The sequence below is a fragment of the Paenibacillus sp. GM2 genome (assembly GCF_900069005.2).
In the GTDB taxonomy this organism is placed as follows: Bacteria; Bacillota; Bacilli; order Paenibacillales; family Paenibacillaceae; genus Fontibacillus.
Genome location: NZ_LN831276.1, coordinates 242145 through 263555 on the forward strand (window position 1 = coordinate 242145; position 21411 = coordinate 263555).

Sequence of the window (21411 nt, forward strand, 5' to 3'; positions counted from 1 at the left end):
CCCTATTCTCCTCGCAAGTCTATTTGTCCAGTCACAGCCGCTGTGATAAATGCTGAACGGCGTTCTTTGAGCAAGTCTATGCTTTTTTGTGTTTTTGTAACGAGCATATCATTAGATTTAATAACTTTGTCCAAAAAATCCGCAATCTGAGCTTGTTCTGACACACTCGGGCAGGGTACTTTCACCTGACGAAAGTTGTTATAGCTTAGGTCTTGCCCGTCCCTAATAAACATAGAGGTCGCCTGTAGGCCTTGAATGTAGGTTATTGATTTGAATAAATAAGTGAAATAACCTACATGTGAATCAGGGGTTGGTTTTAAGACGACATATGACGAACGAACACAACCGTTCGCTTTGACTCGTTCAATTCCCCCTTGAAAGCTTCTCATGCTAATAACAAAATCGTTAATCCTTGCATGTTTTCTCTTTTCCAGATTTTTTACTGCCTGAGTTACCCTTCTGCCCTCAAGCTCCTGGAACTCTTCAAGAGGAATTACTCCATATTTTTGTGTAGCTGAAAGATGTTGATCATCTTCAAAAGCGAGTTGCTTACTTTCACTAAATAACCGATTCCCTGAAATGACTTCCCAGTGTTCCGGCACTTCCCCAATCCACTCAACACCAGAATCTTTCATTTTCACTTTAGGATTTAACCCTTTGGTGACAGCATGAGTAATCAGTGCCTGTCGCTTTTCTTTGAGCAAGTCAATAAAGCGGGTTTTCTTGGTTATTAGGGTGTCAATTCGAGCAGTTTCAGCTTGGACGCTTTTACGGATTACTATTTGCTCTTCGATTGGTGGCAAAGGCATAGGAATATTGCCAATACCTTCCCAGTCTGCCCGAGGCATTTTCGCACCTTCGCATGTCGATTCAATCTGCTGTGTTACATCAGAAGTTAAAAGCCAACTTTGAAGCAGTTCTGGCAATACTTTTTCAGGCTGCAGCACAAGAAATTCTGTAGAACAAATTCCGTCAAAATCAGCAATGATTGCTTTGCGTAGGTAAGGCCTGAGCTTTCCATATAAAATTTGGCCTTTAGTAAAAGCTCCTACAGTAGAAGTATCGGATTGCCTAGAGTTCCCCTCTGTTGGTGAGTATTTTCCTGAGCCCGATTCAACATCTTCAAGACCTATATAGGTAATGTTTTCGCCAGAATCGGAAGTTCTCGCCGTACTTAATTTTGTAAATCTTTTGATCGGGATGATGTCCCAATGTTTTGGCACTGGCCCAATCCATTTAATGCCGGATTCTTTATACTCTGGATACGGTTTGTAGTGACTCATTCCTTTGCCACCTCTGCCAATAGTGTGGCGATCTCGTCTTCAACCTCTTTCAAATCATAATCAATGTCATTTAGGTTGCGCGGCGGTTGGTATTCATAGAAAAAGCGGTTGAAGTTGATTTCATAACCCACACGACCAAGCCGCTTGTCTTTGTCATCGATAAAGCTGTTGTCGATAAACGCATCCGGTACATACGGCAGAACTTCACGCTCAAAGTAATCCTCAATGGATTCCGGGTAAGGCACGTTTTCGTAATCGGTTAAGTCGGTATCCGGTACGATTTTGCCTTGCGCATCTATAATAGGTTCAGCTTTAGGATCTTTGTGTCCAAATGCGTTCAGTAGTGCTGTAACAAAGGCCTTGTTAGCCTTCACCTTAAGCGACTTAGCTTCAGAGCTATTCACTACTTCTTTAGCGAAGGTTTCAGCCCAACTGTACTTTTTGGTTTCACCCAAGAACGGGTTAATGGAAGCGAGCCAGAACGATTGATGCTCAGGGGATAGTAGTTGCCAAATATTATAGGACTCAAGCCTAGATAGCCCTTGCTCATCCAGCAACAGTTTCATGCGTAGCGGGCGGAGAACTTTAATGCGTCGATACCCAAATACACGGTAATTAAGCATTTTTGAAAGTTCATCATTCTCAGCTGCGGCATATATATCCAAAATCTGACGGCGCTGATCATCACTCACGATACGGCGTTTATTACCTTCGTTTTTAATGGGCGACCAAAGACTTGTTGCGTTGATAAGCTGAACTTTACCTTTTCGATGTTCGGTTTTTTTGTTGGATAGAATCCACAGGTAAGTGGCGATATTGGTTCTGAAGAAAATGTCCGTAGGCAGTGCGATAATGGCTTCAACAAGGTCATTTTCAAGCAACCAACGACGTATTTCAGACTCACCAGAACCGGCGCCACCATTAAATAGTGGGGAACCAGACAATACGATAGCAGCGCGACCACCGCCATTCTGTGGTAGTTCTAATTTGCTTGCCAAGTGCATTAGGAACAGCATTGAGCCATCGCTAATCTTAGGTAGTCCTGGCCCGAAACGGCCTGATTCACCCTGCTTGTGCTCTTTTTCAACGGCAGTTTTATCTTTTTCCCATCTCTTACCAAAAGGAGGGTTGGAAAGGCAGTAATGAAATCGTTCACCAGCAAATTTATCATTTGAGAGCGTACTGCCCTGAAGTATGTTTTTGGATAGATCACGACCTGGATCTGATTCCAGGCGACGAATCAGCATACCTGCTACACAAACCGCATGAGTTTCAGGTTCAAGCTCTTGCCCATGTGGAACCAATACTGGTGGAATTTTATAGTGGCTTCCGTAATCAGCAACATGGTTCATGGCATCGGTCAAAAATCCACCAGTCCCACAGGTAGGATCGTACAGGGTTCTGATAAGACCAGGATTCTCTTCAAACAACGCATCATCGGGATCAAGCAATAGAGCAGTAGCTAAATGTACGATGTCGCGGGGCGTCATGAAGTCCTCAGCGCCTTCATTAACCTCAGCACCAAAGCGCCGGATCAGATGCTCGTAGATATTACTCATCACTCGATCAGGCACTGTGTCAGGGTGTAAATCAATGCCCGCGAAGTTCTTACAGATAGTGTATAGCAGACCAGCTTTCTCAAGCCGTATTATCGTATTTCCGAATTCAAACTCTTCAAAAATGGCTCTAGCATTATCGGAAAATTGGGCAATGTAATCTTCTAAATTACGGCGTGTTTTAGTGCTGCCAAGCGTCGAAAGCGAATACTCAGATGTATTGTAAAATGGGTAGCCAGCGGTTTGACGTAAAATCGGATCAAGCTCAATTTCAGCATCCTTGAAGTTGTCGTAAGCTTCTCTTACAGCGTCTCTCGTAGATTCAAGAGCACATTCCAAACGACGTAATAAAGTGAATGGTAGGATAATCTTACCGAAATCGGTATGTTTAAAGTCGCCCCAAAGATCTTCTGCGTTCTTCCAAATAAAATCAGCCTGCGATGCAGCCGAACCTGCGAATTCTATCATTTTGTCCTCCAACCAACTTTTGCACAAACAATACATTATACATGCGATAGTTGTCAACTAAGTTTTGCACAAAAGTGAGGTTTTGCAATTTTATATTCTTTTTTGGCGATACTACCTCAGAATACAAGTAATCATTTTTTCATGACTCGTAAGTCTCTGCTTTATTGAGTAGCATAATGAACTTCTCTTCAGATTCGCCTAATACATATTTTTTGCAGCGAGAAGAGCACTTACAAAGTGTCCATGATCGGCTAGGTCCTTCAATTCATGTTCACTCAGCAAAGTACGGTATGCTCGTTGCAAAACTGGCGTTAGAGACCCCAATACGCCTTGGCTCATATGAAAAAGCAATTCAGGAATATGCAAAGCAACATCCCCGAGTCCCAAAGGATCTGGTGGATTAATATGCGCCTCAATTTCGGTTAACAAATCGCAGAACTCCTTGTCACACTTGTCAAACCTGAGTAGCTTGACAGCCGGAAACCTGCGAAAGTATTGGAAGTTAAGTTCGCTCAATTGTTTGGTTGCAGTCGTTCCAGAACACACCACGGAAATGTTGCCGATATTGGTCAAACTCTTTATTGCTTCCATTGCTTTAATGGGTTTGACGCTTCGAGAAGTTAATATGTAATCCATCTCATCAAGAATCAACATTTCAACACGTTGCTGCTCGATAAGAGACAATGCTTGGCGCTTTACGTCGCCTACTCTTACTCCGGCCAATTGCGGCGCACCTAAAGCTCTTACAATTTGCTGATAGAACTCGCTCATCGTAAAGGGTTGAGGTAAGTCAGTGTAGACTACAGGACGAATGTCGTACTCTGTCCCATCTTCATCCACATCCACATATCCCGGATTAGCCTTAGCGTATCTACGTAATAGAGTCGATTTTCCAACCCCAGACTCTCCGTAGAGAAATAAATGCCTTGGGGTAAACAACCCACGATCCATATCTTTTTCCGGCCGGAGGGTGTCCAACTCTGTCCAGATCTCTTTATACCTGAGATGCTCAATATTTAGACTCATCACTCGTTGTAACAACGCATTTTTGACATCGGTATCATTCATGCTCCATTACTCCTTGCTTCCGTACTTTTGCTGCCATTTTCACTGCGTCTGCTAGTTGCTCCAAGGACGGTGCATGTTTCGATAGTGTCACTGGTTGTGGTTGTCCAACCGTAATTTCCATATTGGCACGCTGCACCAGTTGCCGAGCCTTCCGGCCGGATTTAATCTTTTCTTGAACGCGTTGTTGCAGCTTTACTTTCGCATGCCGGACCATTTTTGTACCTGGAATCTTATTCGCCTTATCTGCCGCTTCCTCTTTTGAAATTTCACGGATAAGCTTATAGGTATAAGCATTCATTCCTTCTAACTCTTCAGCAGGGGGTAACACCGCAGGAATTTCAATATATTCAGTTGAATTCGGTAGTTGAATATAGATCCGTGAAATGTCATCGATATCGTACTTCACTTTGTATTTAATGGTTCTAGATCCAATCAGGTGGGAAAGCTTGTCCAATTTATACAATCGGTTGTCAATCCTTATTCCATCTCGAGTATATGGTTTCATCGCCACGGGCAAAAGCTCAATCGCATACGTTTGTTCATCCTCTGGGCTAATGAAATCCGGGTATCCAACCTTTTTGAGTCCATCAACAAATCTTGTGATTGGTCGATTTGCATTAAGCGGAAGTCCTCGATGCGGCTCCATGTGATAGTGATCAACAATATACATTGTCAGAAGCTCACGAATGTCTTCGAGTGTAAAAACAGCTTCCTTGTCCGGATTGTATTCGCCAAGGTCCAATACACTACTCTTGCGGGTTCCATCAAGCCTATGTATCAATTTCGAATTCAAAGTGCCGAAAAGCCTCTCAATGGCTGCGCCGTACTCTGGGGTTTTTCTCGGACGATATCGAACATTAGATTTGAGAGTTTCATTTATCATACGTCTCACGGCTACACTGCGAAATTCTGAGCCGTTATCCAGCAAAATGACAGAAGGAATCCCAAATATCTCCCACTCATTAAACAATTCGTACTTCTCTTTAACTTTTTTAAAGAAAACGCCTTGTTGAATAGCTTTACGCACAACGTTTGCTGATGGAGGTTCGAAAGAGACGTACATACACCATACCATCCGACTATACACGTCTATCCCCAACGTAATCCAAGGGCGACCAATCACCAGACCCGAATTCCCATCAATTACATCTATATCAAGCTCGGTGTGATCAATTTCAACAATGTGAAGTGGATATTGCGCTTCTTCGTTGGAAAACCCTCTTATCAGGTCATCAAATTTCTTTGCAGCTTTATTGCCATCACGCATTCTGACTTTGATTTGCGAGTCAATGCGATCAAGTAGCTTCAACATCGTGATGCGCTTCGGTTCCTCGATATCTTGTCGAGTACATCGAAGTGCAACAGATTCGTAGAATGCCTGCTTTGTCATCCGCTTCAGGTTGAGGAATTCCTTTTCAATCACTTCTTTGATAATGGGTATGTACCTCTCGTCTATCCTTACATCGAGCACCTGTAGAACCTCATCAGGCTTCTTAGGGTGACAAATGACCAGTTGTTTGTTGTCGGTTCGTGACGTATAGCCGCCGCCAGCTCGACTAATTAGACCTTCCTCTCCTCTCTTTTCGTCTTCACTTTCTGCTTTTCTGTATGCTGATAACAAACGTTTGATGGTCCTAATAGACGTACCCTTAATCCTTTCGCCATTTACATCAACAGTTGAATATCTTTGAGAAACTTTGCGTATTAATTCCTCTTGTGTTAACTCGTTAAGAGTTTGGCCGTCAGAGAGATAATCCTGATGATTCATCATAAATTCATACATGGCCCGGATATCATGGCGTTTAACTCGTTCTAAAATAAGTAGCACTCTAATCATTTGATATCTGTCTGATACCTTCTTCCGATTCGCCTCAGATAGGCTATCTAGTACCGACATAAATTTGGTATTATCCCTCTCGATCTCCCTTAACATTGTTTTACCTGCCTTGAAAGAAGGATTGGTTACCAACTCGACAAAGTTTATTTCAATAGACTCTCCATCTGCTTCAATCCGCTTAATCACAATGCTCGGCGGGGAAATAGAGAGCACAACATACTTTCTCCCGAAGTATATGAGCTCAGCATTTAGTTTGATTTCGTTAAAGATCATACCTTTTTCCCTCTCCGATTTGTAAAAGGAACCGATCCGTTTCAGTCGAAATTCGGACTAATGAGTATTCATTGATGGGATCATTAATATTAATCCACAAATGTCCCTTGGCTATAAGATGATAAATAACTGGTAGCACTAATAGGGGGTCATATTGTGGTATAAAGCTCTGAGATAGCTCGGTTATGGAAGTTTGTCCGATTAAATGTAGCCTAGACATAACTTTTGGGGAATAGCTGTCAAACCATTTGCGGGTCTTTATGAATCCAGCCAGGAAATCTATGTTCCTGGACACGAACTTCGGCAGAGACCTCGGATATATAACCGAGTACTCCCAACCACGAGATGCTGCATACTTCCCACAAGCTTTGTTGATAATTTCAAGCTTTTCATTTGAATCCTCTGGTGAACTCTTAATCTGAAAAAGATGGGGAACAGAACCTTCACGGAAAACGAGAACATCCGGTACATGAGAAAAAAAGTTGAGATTCCCATAATCACTGCCGTTATATGGTATATGAATACATACAGGTTGAACGTAATATCGTACGATTTCTTTATCCAGTTCGAGTAGGGAGTAAAATGCCCACTCCGTAAGCGACTCGTACTCTGCCACGATATTCATCCTGTGACTGTGGAACGCACCAATCACATGGGGACGCTGCTTACTGCTTTTGTTATCCACCTTTCTTTTCGGAGCAAATTCAACATCTTCCTTTGCCCACGATTTTCCTAACCATTGCATAGTTAGCCTCCCTCAGTAGAGTTAAATCGAATTGTGTCATTTGTTATGACGTATTACGCGCATGATTTATGACATTATCTACTACAGTTAGGGCAGATATACCTGATACAGAAAATAAAGCTAAATCATAGAAAAATCCCGCCATGGCAATGATTGTACCATGGCGGGAATCAAAATTCAGTGTCAATTGTAATTACACATTAGTGTCAAACTTAAATAATCTTTATGCCATTTGAAAGTATAACTCACACTAATATAAACCTATAACTACTCCTCTACTCCACCGTCACGCTCTTCGCCAAATTCCGCGGCTTATCTACGTCGTTGCCTCTGGCAAGGGAAGCATAGTAAGCGAGTAGCTGCAATGGTACGACGGACAGAGCCGGTGTAAGAATCGACAGCGTCTTCGGAATGGCGAAGGCCTGGTCGACGGACTTCAGAAGGCCGGCAACATGCTCCTCATGTGTGAGCGCCAGAACATCAGCGCCACGGGCTTTCACTTCCTTAATATTGCTGACGGTCTTCTCCAGCACGGATTCCTGCGTAGCCAGAGCGATGACCGGGATGCCTTCTTCTATCAATGCCAGGGTGCCATGCTTCAATTCGCCGGCGGCATAGGCCTCGGAATGAATATAGGAGATCTCCTTCAGCTTCAAGGACCCTTCCATGGCCACTGCAAAGTCCAAGCCACGGCCGATGAAGAACAAATCCTCATGCTTGGCGATATGCTCAGCATAAACCTTGATGGCATCAACATTAGCTAACATGCTCTCCACTTGTTCTGGCAACGCATGCATTGCTGCAATAATATGCGCGATCTCATCATCGGTTTGGGTACCGCGCACTTGAGCCAGATACAGGCTGAACAGATAGAAAGCGATCAATTGTGACGTATATGCCTTGGTCGAAGCGACAGCAATCTCCGGACCAGCGAGCGTGTTGATGACATCATCCGCATCACGGGCAATCGAGCTGCCTACTACATTCGTAATCGCCAGTACATGAGCTCCATTCGCTTGCGCTTCACGCAAAGCAGCCAGTGTATCTGCCGTCTCTCCGGACTGGCTGACAACGATCACCAGCGTCTCCGGAGTAATCAACGGCGAGCGATAGCGATACTCGGAAGCAACGTCGTACATTACCGGGATTCGAACGAGCCGCTCAATCACGGCGCCCCCGACTAGACCAGCATGGTACGCAGTTCCGCATGCCACGACGTGAACGTTGTTAATCGACCGTATTTTATCCTCAGTCAGATGCAGATCAGGCAGAATAATACGGCGCCCGCTCTCATCGATACGGCCTAGCATCGTGTCGCGATATGCCTTAGGCTGCTCATGAATCTCCTTAAGCATGAAATGAGCAAAGCCGCCTTTTTCCGCAGTGACTGCGTCCCAATCGACATTAATCATTTCCCGAGAAATAAAATTCCCTTCAATGGTCATCAATTCGACAGCATCCTTAGTCAATACGGCCATCTCTCCGTCGTTCAGAATATACACTTTTCGCGTATAATTCAACAACGCAGGGATATCGGAACCAATGAAGTTTTCACCATCCCCGATTCCAATAACAAGCGGACTGGCTTGGCGTACAGCAACCAGCTTATCCGGTTCATATTCCGTCAGTACTCCAAGCGCAAATGCGCCACGCATATAACTAATCGCCTTCTGAACGGCTGTTACGATATCACCATTGTACTCACGTGCCAACAGGTGAGAGATCACCTCAGTATCCGTCTCTGAGACAAATTCATAACCCTGGCTGATCAACTCATCCTTGAGTTCCAGATAGTTCTCAACGATCCCGTTATGCACCACAGAGAACTTCTTACTGTGATCCGTATGAGGATGAGAGTTCACATCAGACGGTTTGCCGTGAGTTGCCCAGCGCGTATGTCCGATCCCGGCGTTGCCCACCAATGGCGCATCCTCCAATTTGTGCTCCAAATTGGCGAGTCGTCCAGTCGCCTTGGTAATCTTCAGCCCATTGTTCGTATAAACAGCGATGCCCGCGGAATCATACCCGCGATACTCCAGCTTCTTAAGCCCCTCAATCAATACCGACTGCGTGTCTCTCTTCCCAATATATCCAACAATACCACACATATTTATATAATCCTCCGTTCGAATTCTGCAGTTATGATCGCAAGCAGAATAGAAGCGGAAGACCTATCGCGCGGTATACAGGAGACAGAACTATTCAATTATCAAAGTACAGGTTCTACGATATGAAAAATATGAAAATCACATCAGCCCAACGTTCTTTTTTCATGAATGTCCACTGCTGCTCCGTTCACCGCGGATCCTTCCGCTCATCTCTTGCGTACACTCATGAGTTTCACTCATTAGACAATCAAATTATTTCTGCATCCATCCGTAAGGTTTGTCGGAACAGTCGCCTGTTCGTTTTGCCTTCACGGTTACGGTGTGATGCCACACCGGGAGGTCCCCGCCGAACATTTCGAACACCCCCACCTCGTCAGCTTGTATTTGCCGGTACAGGATTCTTAGCAGCGTCATCCGGATAACCGCTCCAAATCTCTTCCCGCGCGAAACCAAGCTCTGGCGCTTATCTTGCTTGTAACCTCACGACCCTCACTTTCTATACTTGAATATGCTTATTATATGCATCTGTGTTCCATTTTGCAATCATTCATCGCTCTACTAAAGCCTATTCAGCTCTCTGCTCTCCAAATGAAAGGCCTATATATACCAACTGTAGAGGGCCATCAAGCATTTGTGAGCAAATCCGCAATTATGCCCAATTATGGCCTTTCTGCCTCTCATATAACGCAACAAAGCCGCCTGGACAGCACTCTAACACCACTGTCCGGCGGCTTTACCCGTAAGAAAAATTAGATTATACCAGTTCAGTCTCTACTACTGTCACAATATCCGCAACTAACTGTTCGATTTCCTCTTTGTCTGGTCCTTCTGCCATAACACGAATCAGCGATTCTGTTCCGGATGGACGCACCAGGACGCGGCCATTATCACCAAGCTTGCGCTCTACAGCAGCTACAGCTTCCTCGATAGCGGCGTTCCCCGCATACTTGCTCTTATCCTGTACACGGACATTTACAAGCACCTGCGGGTACTTCTTCATCACATTTTTCAGCTCGCTTAGCGGTTGACCAGAAGCCAGCAAAGTATCGACCAATTGGATTGCTGTCAAAATACCGTCGCCAGTCGTATTATGATCGAGGAAAATAACATGCCCGGACTGTTCCCCACCCAGATTATAACCACCGCGGATCATTTCGGCCATCACATAACGGTCGCCAACCGCAGTTTGCTCCGTATTCAGAGACAGCTTCTTCATAGCCTTGTAGAATCCGAAGTTACTCATAACCGTCGAGACGATTGTGCTGTCCTTCAGCTTGCCAGCCTGGTTCATCGCATGCCCGCAGATGCATAGGATATAGTCCCCATCTACTTCCTCACCATGTTCATCTATAGCAATCAGGCGATCGGCATCGCCGTCAAAAGCCAGGCCGATATGAGCACCAAGGCGTACAACCTCTTCCTTCAAAAGCTCGGGATGCGTCGAACCGCAATGATCGTTAATGTTAAGTCCGTTTGGTTCAGCACCGATGGTATGGACCTCAGCGCCAAGCTCTCTGAACAGTCTTGGAGCCAGTTCATAAGCGGCACCATTCGCACAATCAAGCACAACCTTCAAACCTTCAAAGGAGTGGCTTATCGTCGTCTTCAAATGCTCCAAATATTTCAGCTTGGAGTCATAATCGACCGTGACCGAACCAAGCCCGTCACCGATAGGACGAGGAAGCTCATCTGTCTCTTTATCCAAAAGCTCCTCAATCTTCAGTTCCGTCTCATCCAGCAGCTTGAAGCCATCGCTGCCAAAGAACTTGATCCCGTTATCCTCTACCGGATTATGCGATGCCGAGATCATCACCCCTGCATCCGCCTTGAGCATCCGGGTTAATAGAGCAACGGCTGGTGTAGTGACTACGCCAAGCCGTACGACATCCGCACCAATCGACAACAGACCGGCGACCAGAGCCGATTCCAGCATAACGCCGGAGATCCGCGTATCCATACCTATAACTACCTTTGGCTTAGCTGCCTGGCCTGTTAATACATACCCGCCACAGCGGCCAATTCGATAGGCTAATTCAGCTGTTAATTCCTGATTTGCTATCCCTCTTACTCCATCCGTTCCAAAGTACTTCCCCATGATTTTCACTCCTCAAGTAATTTGTGAAGCCTATCATTAACCCCCACTATTGCTTTCACTGTTAGTCCCTGTGTTTGATTCTGTCGCACCATTTTCCCCAGTTCCATTTGAAGATCCCGTATCCGTCCCATCCGTATTATGACTTGGCGGTCCTTCAGGGTCCGTCGTAGCTGGATGCGAATCCTTCTCCGTCAGTTCCACTTCAATCTCAAGCGTCGCTCCCGATTCTACCAGCTTCACATAATTCGGCAGCGTTACCTTTAAGGGCACGGAATGTATACCCGCACCCATTTTAGATAAGTCAGCCTCAAGTATGATATCCTTCGCCTTCAGTCCGCTAAGCTGGTCAGTCGTACCCATGACCGTTAGAGAAAGCTTTTTGTCAGAGGGCTGTATGAATCTAGCAGTGAGATTCGCGCCCAGATTAGTTAAAGAGATCGGTATGTTATCGATTACCTTCTGTGAAGCTGGCTCAACCTTGATCGTCACTTGCACAGAACTAGGCTCGATTTTCTCAAATCCTTCAGGCGGAGTCAAGTTCACGGTATATTTCGTTTCCGGGTTACCATTATAATTATTCAGATTAACGGTGATTGGGTAAGCCGTAATCTTATCCATAGCCTCTTTAGGCCCGTATACGACAACCCCCTTCACATCTGTATCTACACCAGCCAGCACATACCCCTCCGGAAGCTGCCCTGATTGGCGCACCTCCAGTGGAATATTCTTATACGTCTTGTTAAAAGGGATATCAACATCAACGGTTTCCGGGGCAATCTCCGCGTTTCTCATCACTTCACCCTGTTTGTCATAGGCTACTAGCTTCACGGATTTCCCTTTGAGAGAATCATTCAGTCCGGTTATATCAACTACCCCTTGTACCTTCTGCAGATCATCGATCTCGCTCTCCGGCAGGGTTACCTTCACCATTTCCAATGCCGAGATCGGAGTTCCGACTTCAAAGCCTTTCTCCGGAACACCCTTGGTGATGATTGAAACAGGTATTTCCTTCGTTCGTTTCTCCTCAATCGTGACTTTTACGTAAGCCGGATCTATGGAGACAGCCTGCACACCCGGGGGCAATTCTGTCGTCAATGGCAAGGTAAATGTACCTGGCCCGACATCCTTTAAGTTCAATTTTACTTTGTAGTTCGAAAAGTTAGTTGTAAGATCGGTTTTTCTCCCCTTGACTTCCAATCTTACTTTGTCCGGATTCAAATCATATAGAACATATCTATCGGTATCAAAGCCCGTCACCTGAATATTTACATTATTGATCACCTTGGGCTTCAAATCCGGTGTAGTCGTGACGATTGTCGTTCCACTATCGATATGCACCATAGCCCACAGAATAACACTGAAGACCAGTGCAATGATCTTCACAATATTGTTATGACTCAACCATTTATCCATTCTTCTTGCCAGCCTCCTTCGTACGCCAGAAGGACTTACGCTTGTCATTCGGGCTAGAGTCCGGGCCAAGCTCTTCATACAATTTGGAGATCAGAGATTCTTCCTTAATATCCCTCACTACCTGTCCATCGATAGCCAGCGAGATTTGACCCGTCTCCTCCGAGACGACGATCGATACTGCGTCACCTACCTCACTAATACCAATCGCAGCACGGTGGCGCGTCCCCAGCTCCTTGCTGATAAACGGGTTCTCGGATAACGGCAAATAACAGGCCGCGGCTGTAATCTTATGCCCTTGAATAATAACCGCACCATCATGGAGCGGCGTATTCGGAATGAAGATGTTGATCAACAATTGTGAGGTGATGACCGATTGAATCGGAATGCCCGACTCTGTGTACTCGTTAATGCCTGTATTCCGTTCAAAGACAATTAATGCCCCTATTTTTCTACGTGATAAATAATTCAGCGCTTTAATAATCTCGCTAAGCTCACGGGCGAACTCTTCCTCATCTGCAATCCCCCGATTGAACAACTTTCCTCGTCCAAGCTGCTCCAGGGCTCGTCTAAGCTCAGGTTGGAAGATAATGAAGATCGCCACAACGCCAAACGTGAACATCTGGTTCATCAGCCATTTGAGCGTGTATAGGTCGAACCAAGTACTAACCGCCCAGATCAGAACTAGGACAAGCAGACCCTTCAGCAATTGGATCGCCCTTGTTCCCCGCACGAGCAAAATCAAATGATAAATGATATAAGTAACGATCAGAATATCAACGATATCCTTGATCCAGTCCTGCCAACCCATATTCGCAAAATAATCCATGGTGTAACCCCCGGTTTTTCTTCTAATTCAGGCCATGTGACTGACTAGAAGACGCTTATGTATATCTTATAAGTCTGCTCAGATATACAGCAATGTATTAATCAACCTTAATTGTATCTGTAAATTTATTTATTTCTCTAAACTCTAGGTTATAACGTTCCTGAGCCAGATGCAAGTTTGAAGAACATAGGTTCATCTGCAATATTAGGCATTTTTCTTTAATCGATAAAAATAAAAGACGCCTTCTTCTAGAAGAGGGCGCCAAGACCGTTATTTGTTACTTCCTGCTTACCTATAGGCGACATCTGAAAAAGTGTTGCTGATTCGGTACCATAACCAGTCCAGAGCCTGATCGATACTCTTGACCTTGCCTGAAATATGCGCGGTCGAAGCCTGATAATAAGAGCCATCGACTACAGTCACATTCCCTTCAACATTTCCCAGAATTTCAGCTTTACCGTTCTCTACGGTAAGATTCCCCGTGATAGTGGCACCCTCAGGTACAGTAACGACATTTCCGTTAATCACTACCTGATCCAGATTACCTACCTTGACAATCAGCTGATCGTCCGCCTTCATTAAAGACAAAGCACTGAACAGCATAACGACCAAGAAAATCGCTGCCGCTGTCAAGGCCGGATGTCTCTTAATCACCTGAAGCCATGGCTGCTGCTTGCGTTGTCTTGGAATCTCATTCATGATTCGGCTTACCAACGCATCTGGAGCATCGATGCGATCAAGTCTTAATGTCGCGAACAACGTCATTTCCGTCTGCTCCAATTGCTGGAACAGAGCACTGCATGCAGGACAAGAATTCAGATGTCCCTTAAGCTCCACGGCCTGCTCATGCGTAAGATCTCCGTCGAAATAATCATGCATTAAAGTGGAGGCATGTTTGCAATCCATATCAGCCATTCCTTTCAATATCAATACTATGGAAAAACCATACGCAGTATGGAAGTAGTCGTCCTAACATACATTACGTTACGGAGCGAATAACGTTTCAAAAAACAAAATGAAATATTATAATCCATTTTTAAAAGACGGCTTTATGTTCCAGCTTCTTACGCAAAAACTCACGCCCGCGATGCACCCTGGTCTTGACCGTGGTTACCGGCATGTCCAAAACATCCCCAATTTCTTGAAGCGATAATTCCTGCAAATATCTTAGCACAATAACGGACTTGTACTTGGCAGGCAGGCCTTCAATCGCCTGATGAATCATCGCTTGCGTCTCGGATAAGAGGTATTCCGATTCCGGTGTCCGCTCATCGCCAGGAATCAGCGCATAACCATCCACACCTTCTTGATCATTCATACCTGCATCAAGATAGTAATTAGGCTTGCGCTTACGCAGACGGTCTATACACAGATTTGTCGCAATGCGGTAAATCCAAGTCGAGAACTTCTGCTTCTCATCGTATCGGTTGAAATTTTTGTACACACGCAGAAACGTCTCCTGTACAATATCTTCAGCCTCATGCCGATTAGACAACATCCGATATGCTAAATGAAATATTTTATCTTTGTATAAATCAACGAGTTCTGCAAATGCGCCCTGGTCGCCTTTACGCGCCAGCTTGACCAACCTCGTATCAAAATGATCAACCACAATAATTTCCTCCAGATCCATGGACGGGCTCCATCACAGCCTTATGCCTGTCCGGCTTTCTCCCCGATCTAGCAATCCAGGGAAAATCCCGTTCATCGCCGGTACTTCATTCAAATGTTAATTCAAGTGCTTGCAAAAAGCAATAGAATTAGCTCGATTCCAGGGACTTTATATATAGGAAAAGTCTCTATTACGTTCATCGGGGTATTACGATCTTGCCTATAAAAGAAACAGCCGGACTCCCCCATCGTATTAGGAGGAATCCGGCTTGAATTAGTCACATTAAACCTAATATCAGCCTGTATTACGAAGGCCAGCTGCGATTCCGTTAATCGTAAGCAGTACTTCACGAAGCAGTAATGCGTCATCCCGATTTTGCTCACGAGCAGCACGCAGTTCAGTTAATAATTGGACCTGCAAATAACTTAGCGGATCTACGTAAGGGTTCCGCTGGCGGATCGATTCCTGAAGCGCTGGCGCATCATCAAGAATTTCAGGCAACCCGGTAATTTTCAGAACCATTTCCTTGGTCAGATTGAATTCCTGCTCGATCTTGCCAAAGATGCGATCCCTCACTTCCTGATCACCGCACATTCCGCTATATTCTTTGGCAATAACCAGATCCGCTTTAATAATAGCAAGCTGCAGCGTATCGATCAAAGAGCGGAAGAAGGTCGAGTTGTGATACATATCCTGCAAAACTTGCAGCTTCTTCTCATCGTCTTGATAGAAGTTGTACAGACTTGTTCCCGCAGCGTACCATGCCGGGAAGAGATAGCGGCTCTGAGTCCAGGCAAATACCCATGGAATAGCGCGCAGATCCTCAAAGCGGTCACTATTCTTGCGCTTCGACGGTCTAGAACCGATATTCAGCTCACCCACCTCGCTAAGCGGCGTTGACTCTTTGAAAAATTTCAGGAAATCCGGATCGTGGAATACGAGATCCTGATATTTTGTTAAGGATGTCTCCGAGATGCCGGCAATGATCTCATCCCATTCCTCTTCTTGCTGATTATTCTCATCATACAGCTTCGAATTTATGGCTGCTTTGATTAATGCCGAAGTGGCTTGCTCCAGACTGCGATAAGCAACCCCTTTGAGAGAATAACGGGAGGAGATTACCTCTCCTTGCTCCGTAATCTTGATGCCTCCACCAATCGTCTCAGGCGGCTGTACCAAAATGCTGCGGTTAAGCGGCATTCCACCGCGCCCAAGCGCTCCGCCACGTCCATGGAAGAACTTCAGCTTCACGCCATATTTCTTACCCGTTGCGGTAATTTGCTTCAAGGCTACACGCAGTTCCCAGTTCGCTGTAACTACGCCGCCATCCTTATTGCTATCCGAGTAACCTAGCATGATCTCTTGAAGATCATTCATTGCCGCCACAGACTGGCGATAGATCGGCATCTCAAACAGACGGCTCATAATAGCCGGGGCTGCATGCAAGTCATCAATCGTCTCAAATAGTGGAACCGATTGAAGTGTGCTTACGACAGTGCCATCCTGATCTTTGTAGAACAGACCCACTTCTTTGGCAAAGACCATTACTTCCAGAATATCGCTGCCTGCTTCCGTCATACTGATCAGATAGCTGGTGATACACTGGGTTCCAAATTCCTTCTGAGCTCTGAAGATCGTACGGTATACATCAAGACACTCTGTTGTGCTCTGGCTATATTCCTGATACGGAGAAGTCAGCGGCCGAGGATCATTCAACAGCTGCTCAAGCAGCACCAGCTTCTCCTCTTCCTTCAGCTCTGCGTAGTTGCTTGTAATGTTCATCTTGGCCAGAATTTCGGTCATAGCCTTCTCATGCTCCTGGCTGTGCTGACGAATGTCCAGCGTCGCTGTATGGAAGCCGAATAGCTCTACTTGCCGAATCATTTGGCTAAGATGCGTATGGGCTACATAGTCCGCATAGTGATGACGCAGACTGCGATCAATTATTTTCAGATCAGCGATAAGCTCCCGAGCATTCTCATAACGTTCCGAGGTCCCATTTTTGGATTCATCCAGAACATTATGAAGCTTCTCTGTCATATAGGATAATTTAATGCGGTACGGTTCCTTCTCATTATGCCATTCTGGCGTCTTTTGAAGGGTAACCTGGAGTCGATCCTTCTGAATCGAAGCCATTAATTCATCCGTCACGTCTACAATCGACGTACTAAAGCTTAGATGCTTGAACATCCCGGCTAGGGCAAGCTGATACTCCCTAACAGCCATCTTGCGCTGCATTTTCAGAGTCTGCCAGGTCACTTCAGCAGTTACTGAAGGATTCCCGTCCCGGTCTCCACCGATCCAAGAACCAAAGCGCAAATATTTCGGCACATGCCAGTGATGCTCCGGATAGTATTTGCTCAAGCAGCGTTCCAATTCCTGATATACATCGGGAAGCACATGGAACAACGTCTCATGGAAATAATACATTCCATTTCTGACCTCATCGATTACCGTTGGTTTGCGGTCTCTCAATTCGTCAGTTTGCCAGAGCGTAATGACTTCATTCAGAAGCTTCTCTCTCAATTGTTCCCTTTCACGGAATGTAAGCGTAGGATTGTCAAGCTGCATTACATCATCAGCAATCCGCTTATGGATATCCAGGATAGCACGACGCTTAGCCTCAGTAGGATGCGCAGTCATGACGAGCTCCAGAGACATCCCCTCCAGGATCTCCTGCGCTTCATAATAGGTGAATCCATGCTCCTTCAGCTCTTGAACGGAAGCCTCTATGGATCCAGGCTGCACCGCTTCACCAGCTGAACGTTCGTAATCCCGTTTGCGGCGAATCCGATGATTCTGCTCAGCGATGTTGACCAACTGAAAGTAAATAGCAAATGCACGGATTACTTGGTGACGAATCTCGGGTTCAAGAGAGCTTATTAATTGTTTAAACTCTTCATGTAGATCCGGTATGAAAACCGCCCGCAAGGACTTACTCGTCTCTCTGATTTTCTCGACAATATCCAGAAGCTCATTGCCGCCTTGATGTACAAGGACTTCTCCCAGAATATTTCCGAGGAATCGGATGTCGCGCCTTAGTAGATTGTTCGAATTGCTCTTGCCGGCGGTAACCGCTATTTCAGTCATATTTCTCCCCCATTTCATCCCTATTCCGTCTTTCTAAAGCCTTCCTAATATAATACAATAAACTTCTCTGAAAATCTTCACTTTATTTGTAAAGAATTCAACATCCGACACGGTTAAATAAGGTAAATCAGCACAAGCAAACGCTCGCATCGCTCCGATAATACTGTAAAGCGGTAAAATCGGAAGGTATAGAAGTGCCTTCTCAAGGAAGCTAAGAACCATAAGTTGAACGCTTTAAAAATTTGAAGATTAGGCCTAAGCCCTCCATCCAAGACTGTTCTAAGAAAGAGCAGCCGCGATTCAAGGACATGCTCCATGCGATATAGAATATAAATTCTACATCTATAACAAAAAACATCATCGCGCTGATGATGTTGCTGCTATGTATGGAGCGGGTGATGGGAATCGAACCCACGCTACCAGCTTGGAAGGCTGGAGTTCTACCATTGAACTACACCCGCAAAATGATGGTCGGGATGACACGATTCGAACATGCGACCCCCTGGTCCCAAACCAGGTGCTCTACCAAGCTGAGCTACATCCCGTTAAACATGATGTTATTGAATTGAAATGGCGCGCCCTAAGAGATTCGAACTCCTGACCTTTTGATTCGTAGTCAAACGCTCTATCCAGCTGAGCTAAGGGCGCAAATGGAGCGGACGACGGGAATCGAACCCGCGACCCTCGCCTTGGCAAGGCGATGCTCTACCGCTGAGCCACGTCCGCAAAGCATGGTGCGCGTGGAGGGACTTGAACCCCCACGTCAAAGACGCTAGATCCTAAGTCTAGTGCGTCTGCCAATTCCGCCACACGCGCACATACACAATGTATTCTTCAAGAGAATACTGGTGAGCCATGAAGGACTCGAACCTTCGACACCCTGATTAAAAGTCAGGTGCTCTACCAACTGAGCTAATGGCTCATAAAATGGCTGGGGATATAGGATTCGAACCTATGAGTGACGGAGTCAAAGTCCGTTGCCTTACCGCTTGGCTAATCCCCAATAAAGACTCATATGGTGGAGGCTAACGGGATCGAACCGCTGACCCTCTGCTTGTAAGGCAGATGCTCTCCCAGCTGAGCTAAGCCTCCATATGTAACAATCCTTTAAAGAAAATGGTGACCCGTAGGGGATTCGAACCCCTGTTACCTCCGTGAAAGGGAGGTGTCTTAACCCCTTGACCAACGGGCCTTACTCGTGGAGCTCTCAACCGGGATCGAACCGGTGACCTCATCCTTACCATGGATGCACTCTACCTACTGAGCTATGAGAGCTAATGGCTCCCCGAACAGGACTCGAACCTGTGACAACTCGATTAACAGTCGAGTGCTCTACCAACTGAGCTATCAGGGAACATTGCTTGGCGGCTTCCTACTCTCCCAGGACCCTTCGGTCCAAGTACCATCGGCGCTAGAGGGCTTAACGGTCGTGTTCGGGATGGGTACGTGTGGAACCCCTCCGCCATCGCCACCAAACGTTCAAGGTTAATCCTTGAAAACTGGATACGAAACTCATTTTGCATATTTAGATGTTTTTGGATAAGCCCTCGACCGATTAGTACCTGTCAGCTCCATACATTGCTGCACTTCCACCTCAGGCCTATCAACCTCGTCGTCTTCAAGGGGTCTTACTCATTGGGAAATCTCATCTTGAGGGGGGCTTCACGCTTAGATGCTTTCAGCGCTTATCCCTTCCGCACTTAGCTACCCAGCTATGCTCCTGGCGGAACAACTGGTACACCAGCGGTGCGTCCATCCCGGTCCTCTCGTACTAAGGACAGCTCCTCTCAAATTTCCTACGCCCACGACAGATAGGGACCGAACTGTCTCACGACGTTCTGAACCCAGCTCGCGTACCGCTTTAATGGGCGAACAGCCCAACCCTTGGGACCTACTTCAGCCCCAGGATGCGATGAGCCGACATCGAGGTGCCAAACCTCCCCGTCGATGTGGACTCTTGGGGGAGATAAGCCTGTTATCCCCAGGGTAGCTTTTATCCGTTGAGCGATGGCCCTTCCATGCGGTACCACCGGATCACTAAGCCCGACTTTCGTCCCTGCTCGACTTGTCAGTCTCGCAGTCAAGCTCCCTTTTGCCTTTGCACTCTTCGAATGATTTCCAACCATTCTGAGGGAACCTTGGGGCGCCTCCGTTACTCTTTAGGAGGCGACCGCCCCAGTCAAACTGCCCGCCTGACACTGTCCCCGTACCGGATCACGGTACCAGGTTAGAACTCCGACACGATCAGGGTGGTATCCCAACGGCGCCTCCACCGAAGCTGGCGCTCCGGCTTCCTAGGCTCCCACCTATCCTGTACAAATCGTATCAAAGTCCAATATCAAGCTGCAGTAAAGCTCCATGGGGTCTTTCCGTCTTGTCGCGGGTAACCTGCATCTTCACAGGTATTAAAATTTCACCGGATCTCTCGTTGAGACAGCGCCCAAGTCGTTACGCCATTCGTGCGGGTCAGAATTTACCTGACAAGGAATTTCGCTACCTTAGGACCGTTATAGTTACGGCCGCCGTTTACTGGGGCTTCGGTTCATAGCTTCGGGTTACCCCTAACCACTCCCCTTAACCTTCCAGCACCGGGCAGGCGTCAGCCCGTATACTTCGCCTTGCGGCTTCGCACAGACCTGTGTTTTTGCTAAACAGTCGCTTGGGCCTTTTCACTGCGGCCCCCTCGTGCTATTCACACTACCGGGGCACCCCTTCTCCCGAAGTTACGGAGTCATTTTGCCGAGTTCCTTAACGAGAGTTCTTCCGCGCGCCTTAGAATTCTCTTCTCGCCTACCTGTGTCGGTTTGCGGTACGGGCACCTTCTCCTGGCTAGAGGCTTTTCTTGGCAGTGTGAGATCATGACCTTCGGTACTGTAAATTTTCCCTCCCCATCACAGCCCAGCCTTTTCGATGTGCGGATTTGCCTACACATCAGCCTCACTGCTTGGACGAGCATCCATCAGCTCGCGTCACTACCCTCCTGCGTCACCCCATCACTCATAACGGATTACGGTGGTACAGGAATTTCAACCTGTTG

The 21411-nt window shown here is 46.2% G+C and carries 13 protein-coding genes, 11 tRNA genes and 2 rRNA genes; all 26 read right to left on the reverse strand.

The window, feature by feature from the left end; all coding sequences use genetic code 11:
* Positions 1–2: 2 nt before the first annotated feature.
* Entirely contained in the window at positions 3–1283 is a 1281-nt protein-coding gene (locus tag BN1360_RS03445) for a restriction endonuclease subunit S (protein ID WP_068778519.1), read from the reverse strand.
* Positions 1280–3307 (reverse strand): type I restriction-modification system subunit M, encoded by a 2028-nt coding sequence (locus BN1360_RS03450; RefSeq protein ID WP_068778520.1) that lies wholly within the window; start codon positions 3305–3307, stop codon positions 1280–1282. Before BN1360_RS03450 ends, BN1360_RS03445 begins: the two co-directional genes overlap by 4 nt.
* A 198-nt stretch (positions 3308–3505) precedes the next feature.
* Positions 3506–4375, reverse strand: a complete 870-nt coding sequence (locus BN1360_RS03455) for a TniB family NTP-binding protein (protein ID WP_068778521.1) — start codon at positions 4373–4375, stop codon at positions 3506–3508.
* Positions 4368–6485 (reverse strand): Mu transposase C-terminal domain-containing protein, encoded by a 2118-nt coding sequence (locus tag BN1360_RS03460; protein WP_068778522.1) that lies wholly within the window; start codon positions 6483–6485, stop codon positions 4368–4370. Before BN1360_RS03460 ends, BN1360_RS03455 begins: the two co-directional genes overlap by 8 nt.
* Positions 6475–7230 carry a hypothetical protein gene (locus BN1360_RS03465; RefSeq protein ID WP_068778523.1) on the reverse strand — a complete coding sequence of 252 codons (756 nt, stop codon included), beginning with the start codon at positions 7228–7230 and terminating at the stop codon, positions 6475–6477. The genes BN1360_RS03460 and BN1360_RS03465 overlap by 11 nt, the downstream gene beginning before the upstream one ends.
* Before the next feature lie 275 nt (positions 7231–7505).
* The gene (glmS, locus tag BN1360_RS03470) at positions 7506–9338 is read right to left on the reverse strand and encodes a glutamine--fructose-6-phosphate transaminase (isomerizing) (RefSeq protein ID WP_068778524.1); all 1833 of its coding nucleotides are present in this window, start codon (positions 9336–9338) and stop codon (positions 7506–7508) included.
* Between the two features lie 252 nt (positions 9339–9590).
* A complete protein-coding gene (locus BN1360_RS03475; protein ID WP_157259335.1) occupies positions 9591–9752 on the reverse strand; it encodes a hypothetical protein in 162 nt (53 codons plus the stop codon).
* Between the two features lie 340 nt (positions 9753–10092).
* A complete protein-coding gene (gene glmM / locus BN1360_RS03480; RefSeq protein ID WP_068778525.1) occupies positions 10093–11433 on the reverse strand; it encodes a phosphoglucosamine mutase in 1341 nt (446 codons plus the stop codon).
* A 36-nt stretch (positions 11434–11469) separates the two neighbouring features.
* Positions 11470–12846, reverse strand: a complete 1377-nt coding sequence (locus BN1360_RS03485; protein ID WP_068778526.1) for a CdaR family protein — start codon at positions 12844–12846, stop codon at positions 11470–11472.
* Positions 12839–13672: a diadenylate cyclase CdaA gene (cdaA, locus tag BN1360_RS03490; RefSeq protein ID WP_068778527.1), complete on the reverse strand. Its 834-nt coding sequence runs from the start codon at positions 13670–13672 to the stop codon at positions 12839–12841. Before cdaA ends, BN1360_RS03485 begins: the two co-directional genes overlap by 8 nt.
* Before the next feature lie 288 nt (positions 13673–13960).
* Positions 13961–14578: a zf-HC2 domain-containing protein gene (locus BN1360_RS03495; protein WP_068778528.1), complete on the reverse strand. Its 618-nt coding sequence runs from the start codon at positions 14576–14578 to the stop codon at positions 13961–13963.
* A gap of 130 nt (positions 14579–14708) precedes the next feature.
* A complete protein-coding gene (sigW, locus tag BN1360_RS03500) occupies positions 14709–15305 on the reverse strand; it encodes an RNA polymerase sigma factor SigW (RefSeq protein ID WP_068778529.1) in 597 nt (198 codons plus the stop codon).
* Between the two features lie 273 nt (positions 15306–15578).
* Positions 15579–18374, reverse strand: a complete 2796-nt coding sequence (gene ppc / locus BN1360_RS03505) for a phosphoenolpyruvate carboxylase (RefSeq protein ID WP_068778530.1) — start codon at positions 18372–18374, stop codon at positions 15579–15581.
* Positions 18375–18761: 387 nt separating this feature from the next.
* A tRNA-Gly gene (locus BN1360_RS03510) sits at positions 18762–18835 on the reverse strand.
* Positions 18836–18842: 7 nt separating this feature from the next.
* Positions 18843–18919 (reverse strand) — tRNA-Pro (locus BN1360_RS03515).
* A 26-nt stretch (positions 18920–18945) separates the two neighbouring features.
* Positions 18946–19022, reverse strand: a tRNA-Arg gene (locus BN1360_RS03520).
* A 3-nt stretch (positions 19023–19025) separates the two neighbouring features.
* Positions 19026–19100 (reverse strand) — tRNA-Gly (locus BN1360_RS03525).
* 6 nt (positions 19101–19106) lie between these two features.
* Positions 19107–19190 (reverse strand) — tRNA-Leu (locus tag BN1360_RS03530).
* Positions 19191–19220: 30 nt separating this feature from the next.
* Positions 19221–19296 (reverse strand) — tRNA-Lys (locus BN1360_RS03535).
* A 6-nt stretch (positions 19297–19302) separates the two neighbouring features.
* Positions 19303–19377: transfer RNA gene (locus tag BN1360_RS03540), tRNA-Gln, on the reverse strand.
* A gap of 13 nt (positions 19378–19390) precedes the next feature.
* Positions 19391–19466: transfer RNA gene (locus BN1360_RS03545), tRNA-Val, on the reverse strand.
* A 25-nt stretch (positions 19467–19491) separates the two neighbouring features.
* A tRNA-Glu gene (locus tag BN1360_RS03550) sits at positions 19492–19566 on the reverse strand.
* A 7-nt stretch (positions 19567–19573) separates the two neighbouring features.
* Positions 19574–19649, reverse strand: a tRNA-Thr gene (locus BN1360_RS03555).
* A 3-nt stretch (positions 19650–19652) separates the two neighbouring features.
* Positions 19653–19728, reverse strand: a tRNA-Asn gene (locus tag BN1360_RS03560).
* A 5-nt stretch (positions 19729–19733) separates the two neighbouring features.
* Positions 19734–19850 (reverse strand): 5S ribosomal RNA (gene rrf, locus BN1360_RS03565).
* A 59-nt stretch (positions 19851–19909) separates the two neighbouring features.
* Positions 19910–21411: ribosomal RNA gene (locus BN1360_RS03570) — 23S ribosomal RNA — on the reverse strand; the annotation flags it as partial.

What these genes read in the sequence shown, in the direction of transcription:
- BN1360_RS03445 (WP_068778519.1), bottom strand. Translation starts at nt 1,283, where the DNA reads ATGAGTCACTACAAACCGTATCCAGAGTATAAAGAATCCGGCATTAAA.
- BN1360_RS03450 (WP_068778520.1), bottom strand. Translation starts at nt 3,307, where the DNA reads ATGATAGAATTCGCAGGTTCGGCTGCATCGCAGGCTGATTTTATTTGG.
- BN1360_RS03455 (WP_068778521.1), bottom strand. Translation starts at nt 4,375, where the DNA reads ATGAATGATACCGATGTCAAAAATGCGTTGTTACAACGAGTGATGAGT.
- BN1360_RS03460 (WP_068778522.1), bottom strand. Translation starts at nt 6,485, where the DNA reads ATGATCTTTAACGAAATCAAACTAAATGCTGAGCTCATATACTTCGGG.
- BN1360_RS03465 (WP_068778523.1), bottom strand. Translation starts at nt 7,230, where the DNA reads ATGCAATGGTTAGGAAAATCGTGGGCAAAGGAAGATGTTGAATTTGCT.
- glmS (WP_068778524.1), bottom strand. Translation starts at nt 9,338, where the DNA reads ATGTGTGGTATTGTTGGATATATTGGGAAGAGAGACACGCAGTCGGTA.
- BN1360_RS03475 (WP_157259335.1), bottom strand. Translation starts at nt 9,752, where the DNA reads ATGACGCTGCTAAGAATCCTGTACCGGCAAATACAAGCTGACGAGGTG.
- glmM (WP_068778525.1), bottom strand. Translation starts at nt 11,433, where the DNA reads ATGGGGAAGTACTTTGGAACGGATGGAGTAAGAGGGATAGCAAATCAG.
- BN1360_RS03485 (WP_068778526.1), bottom strand. Translation starts at nt 12,846, where the DNA reads ATGGATAAATGGTTGAGTCATAACAATATTGTGAAGATCATTGCACTG.
- cdaA (WP_068778527.1), bottom strand. Translation starts at nt 13,672, where the DNA reads ATGGATTATTTTGCGAATATGGGTTGGCAGGACTGGATCAAGGATATC.
- BN1360_RS03495 (WP_068778528.1), bottom strand. Translation starts at nt 14,578, where the DNA reads ATGGATTGCAAACATGCCTCCACTTTAATGCATGATTATTTCGACGGA.
- sigW (WP_068778529.1), bottom strand. Translation starts at nt 15,305, where the DNA reads ATGGATCTGGAGGAAATTATTGTGGTTGATCATTTTGATACGAGGTTG.
- ppc (WP_068778530.1), bottom strand. Translation starts at nt 18,374, where the DNA reads ATGACTGAAATAGCGGTTACCGCCGGCAAGAGCAATTCGAACAATCTA.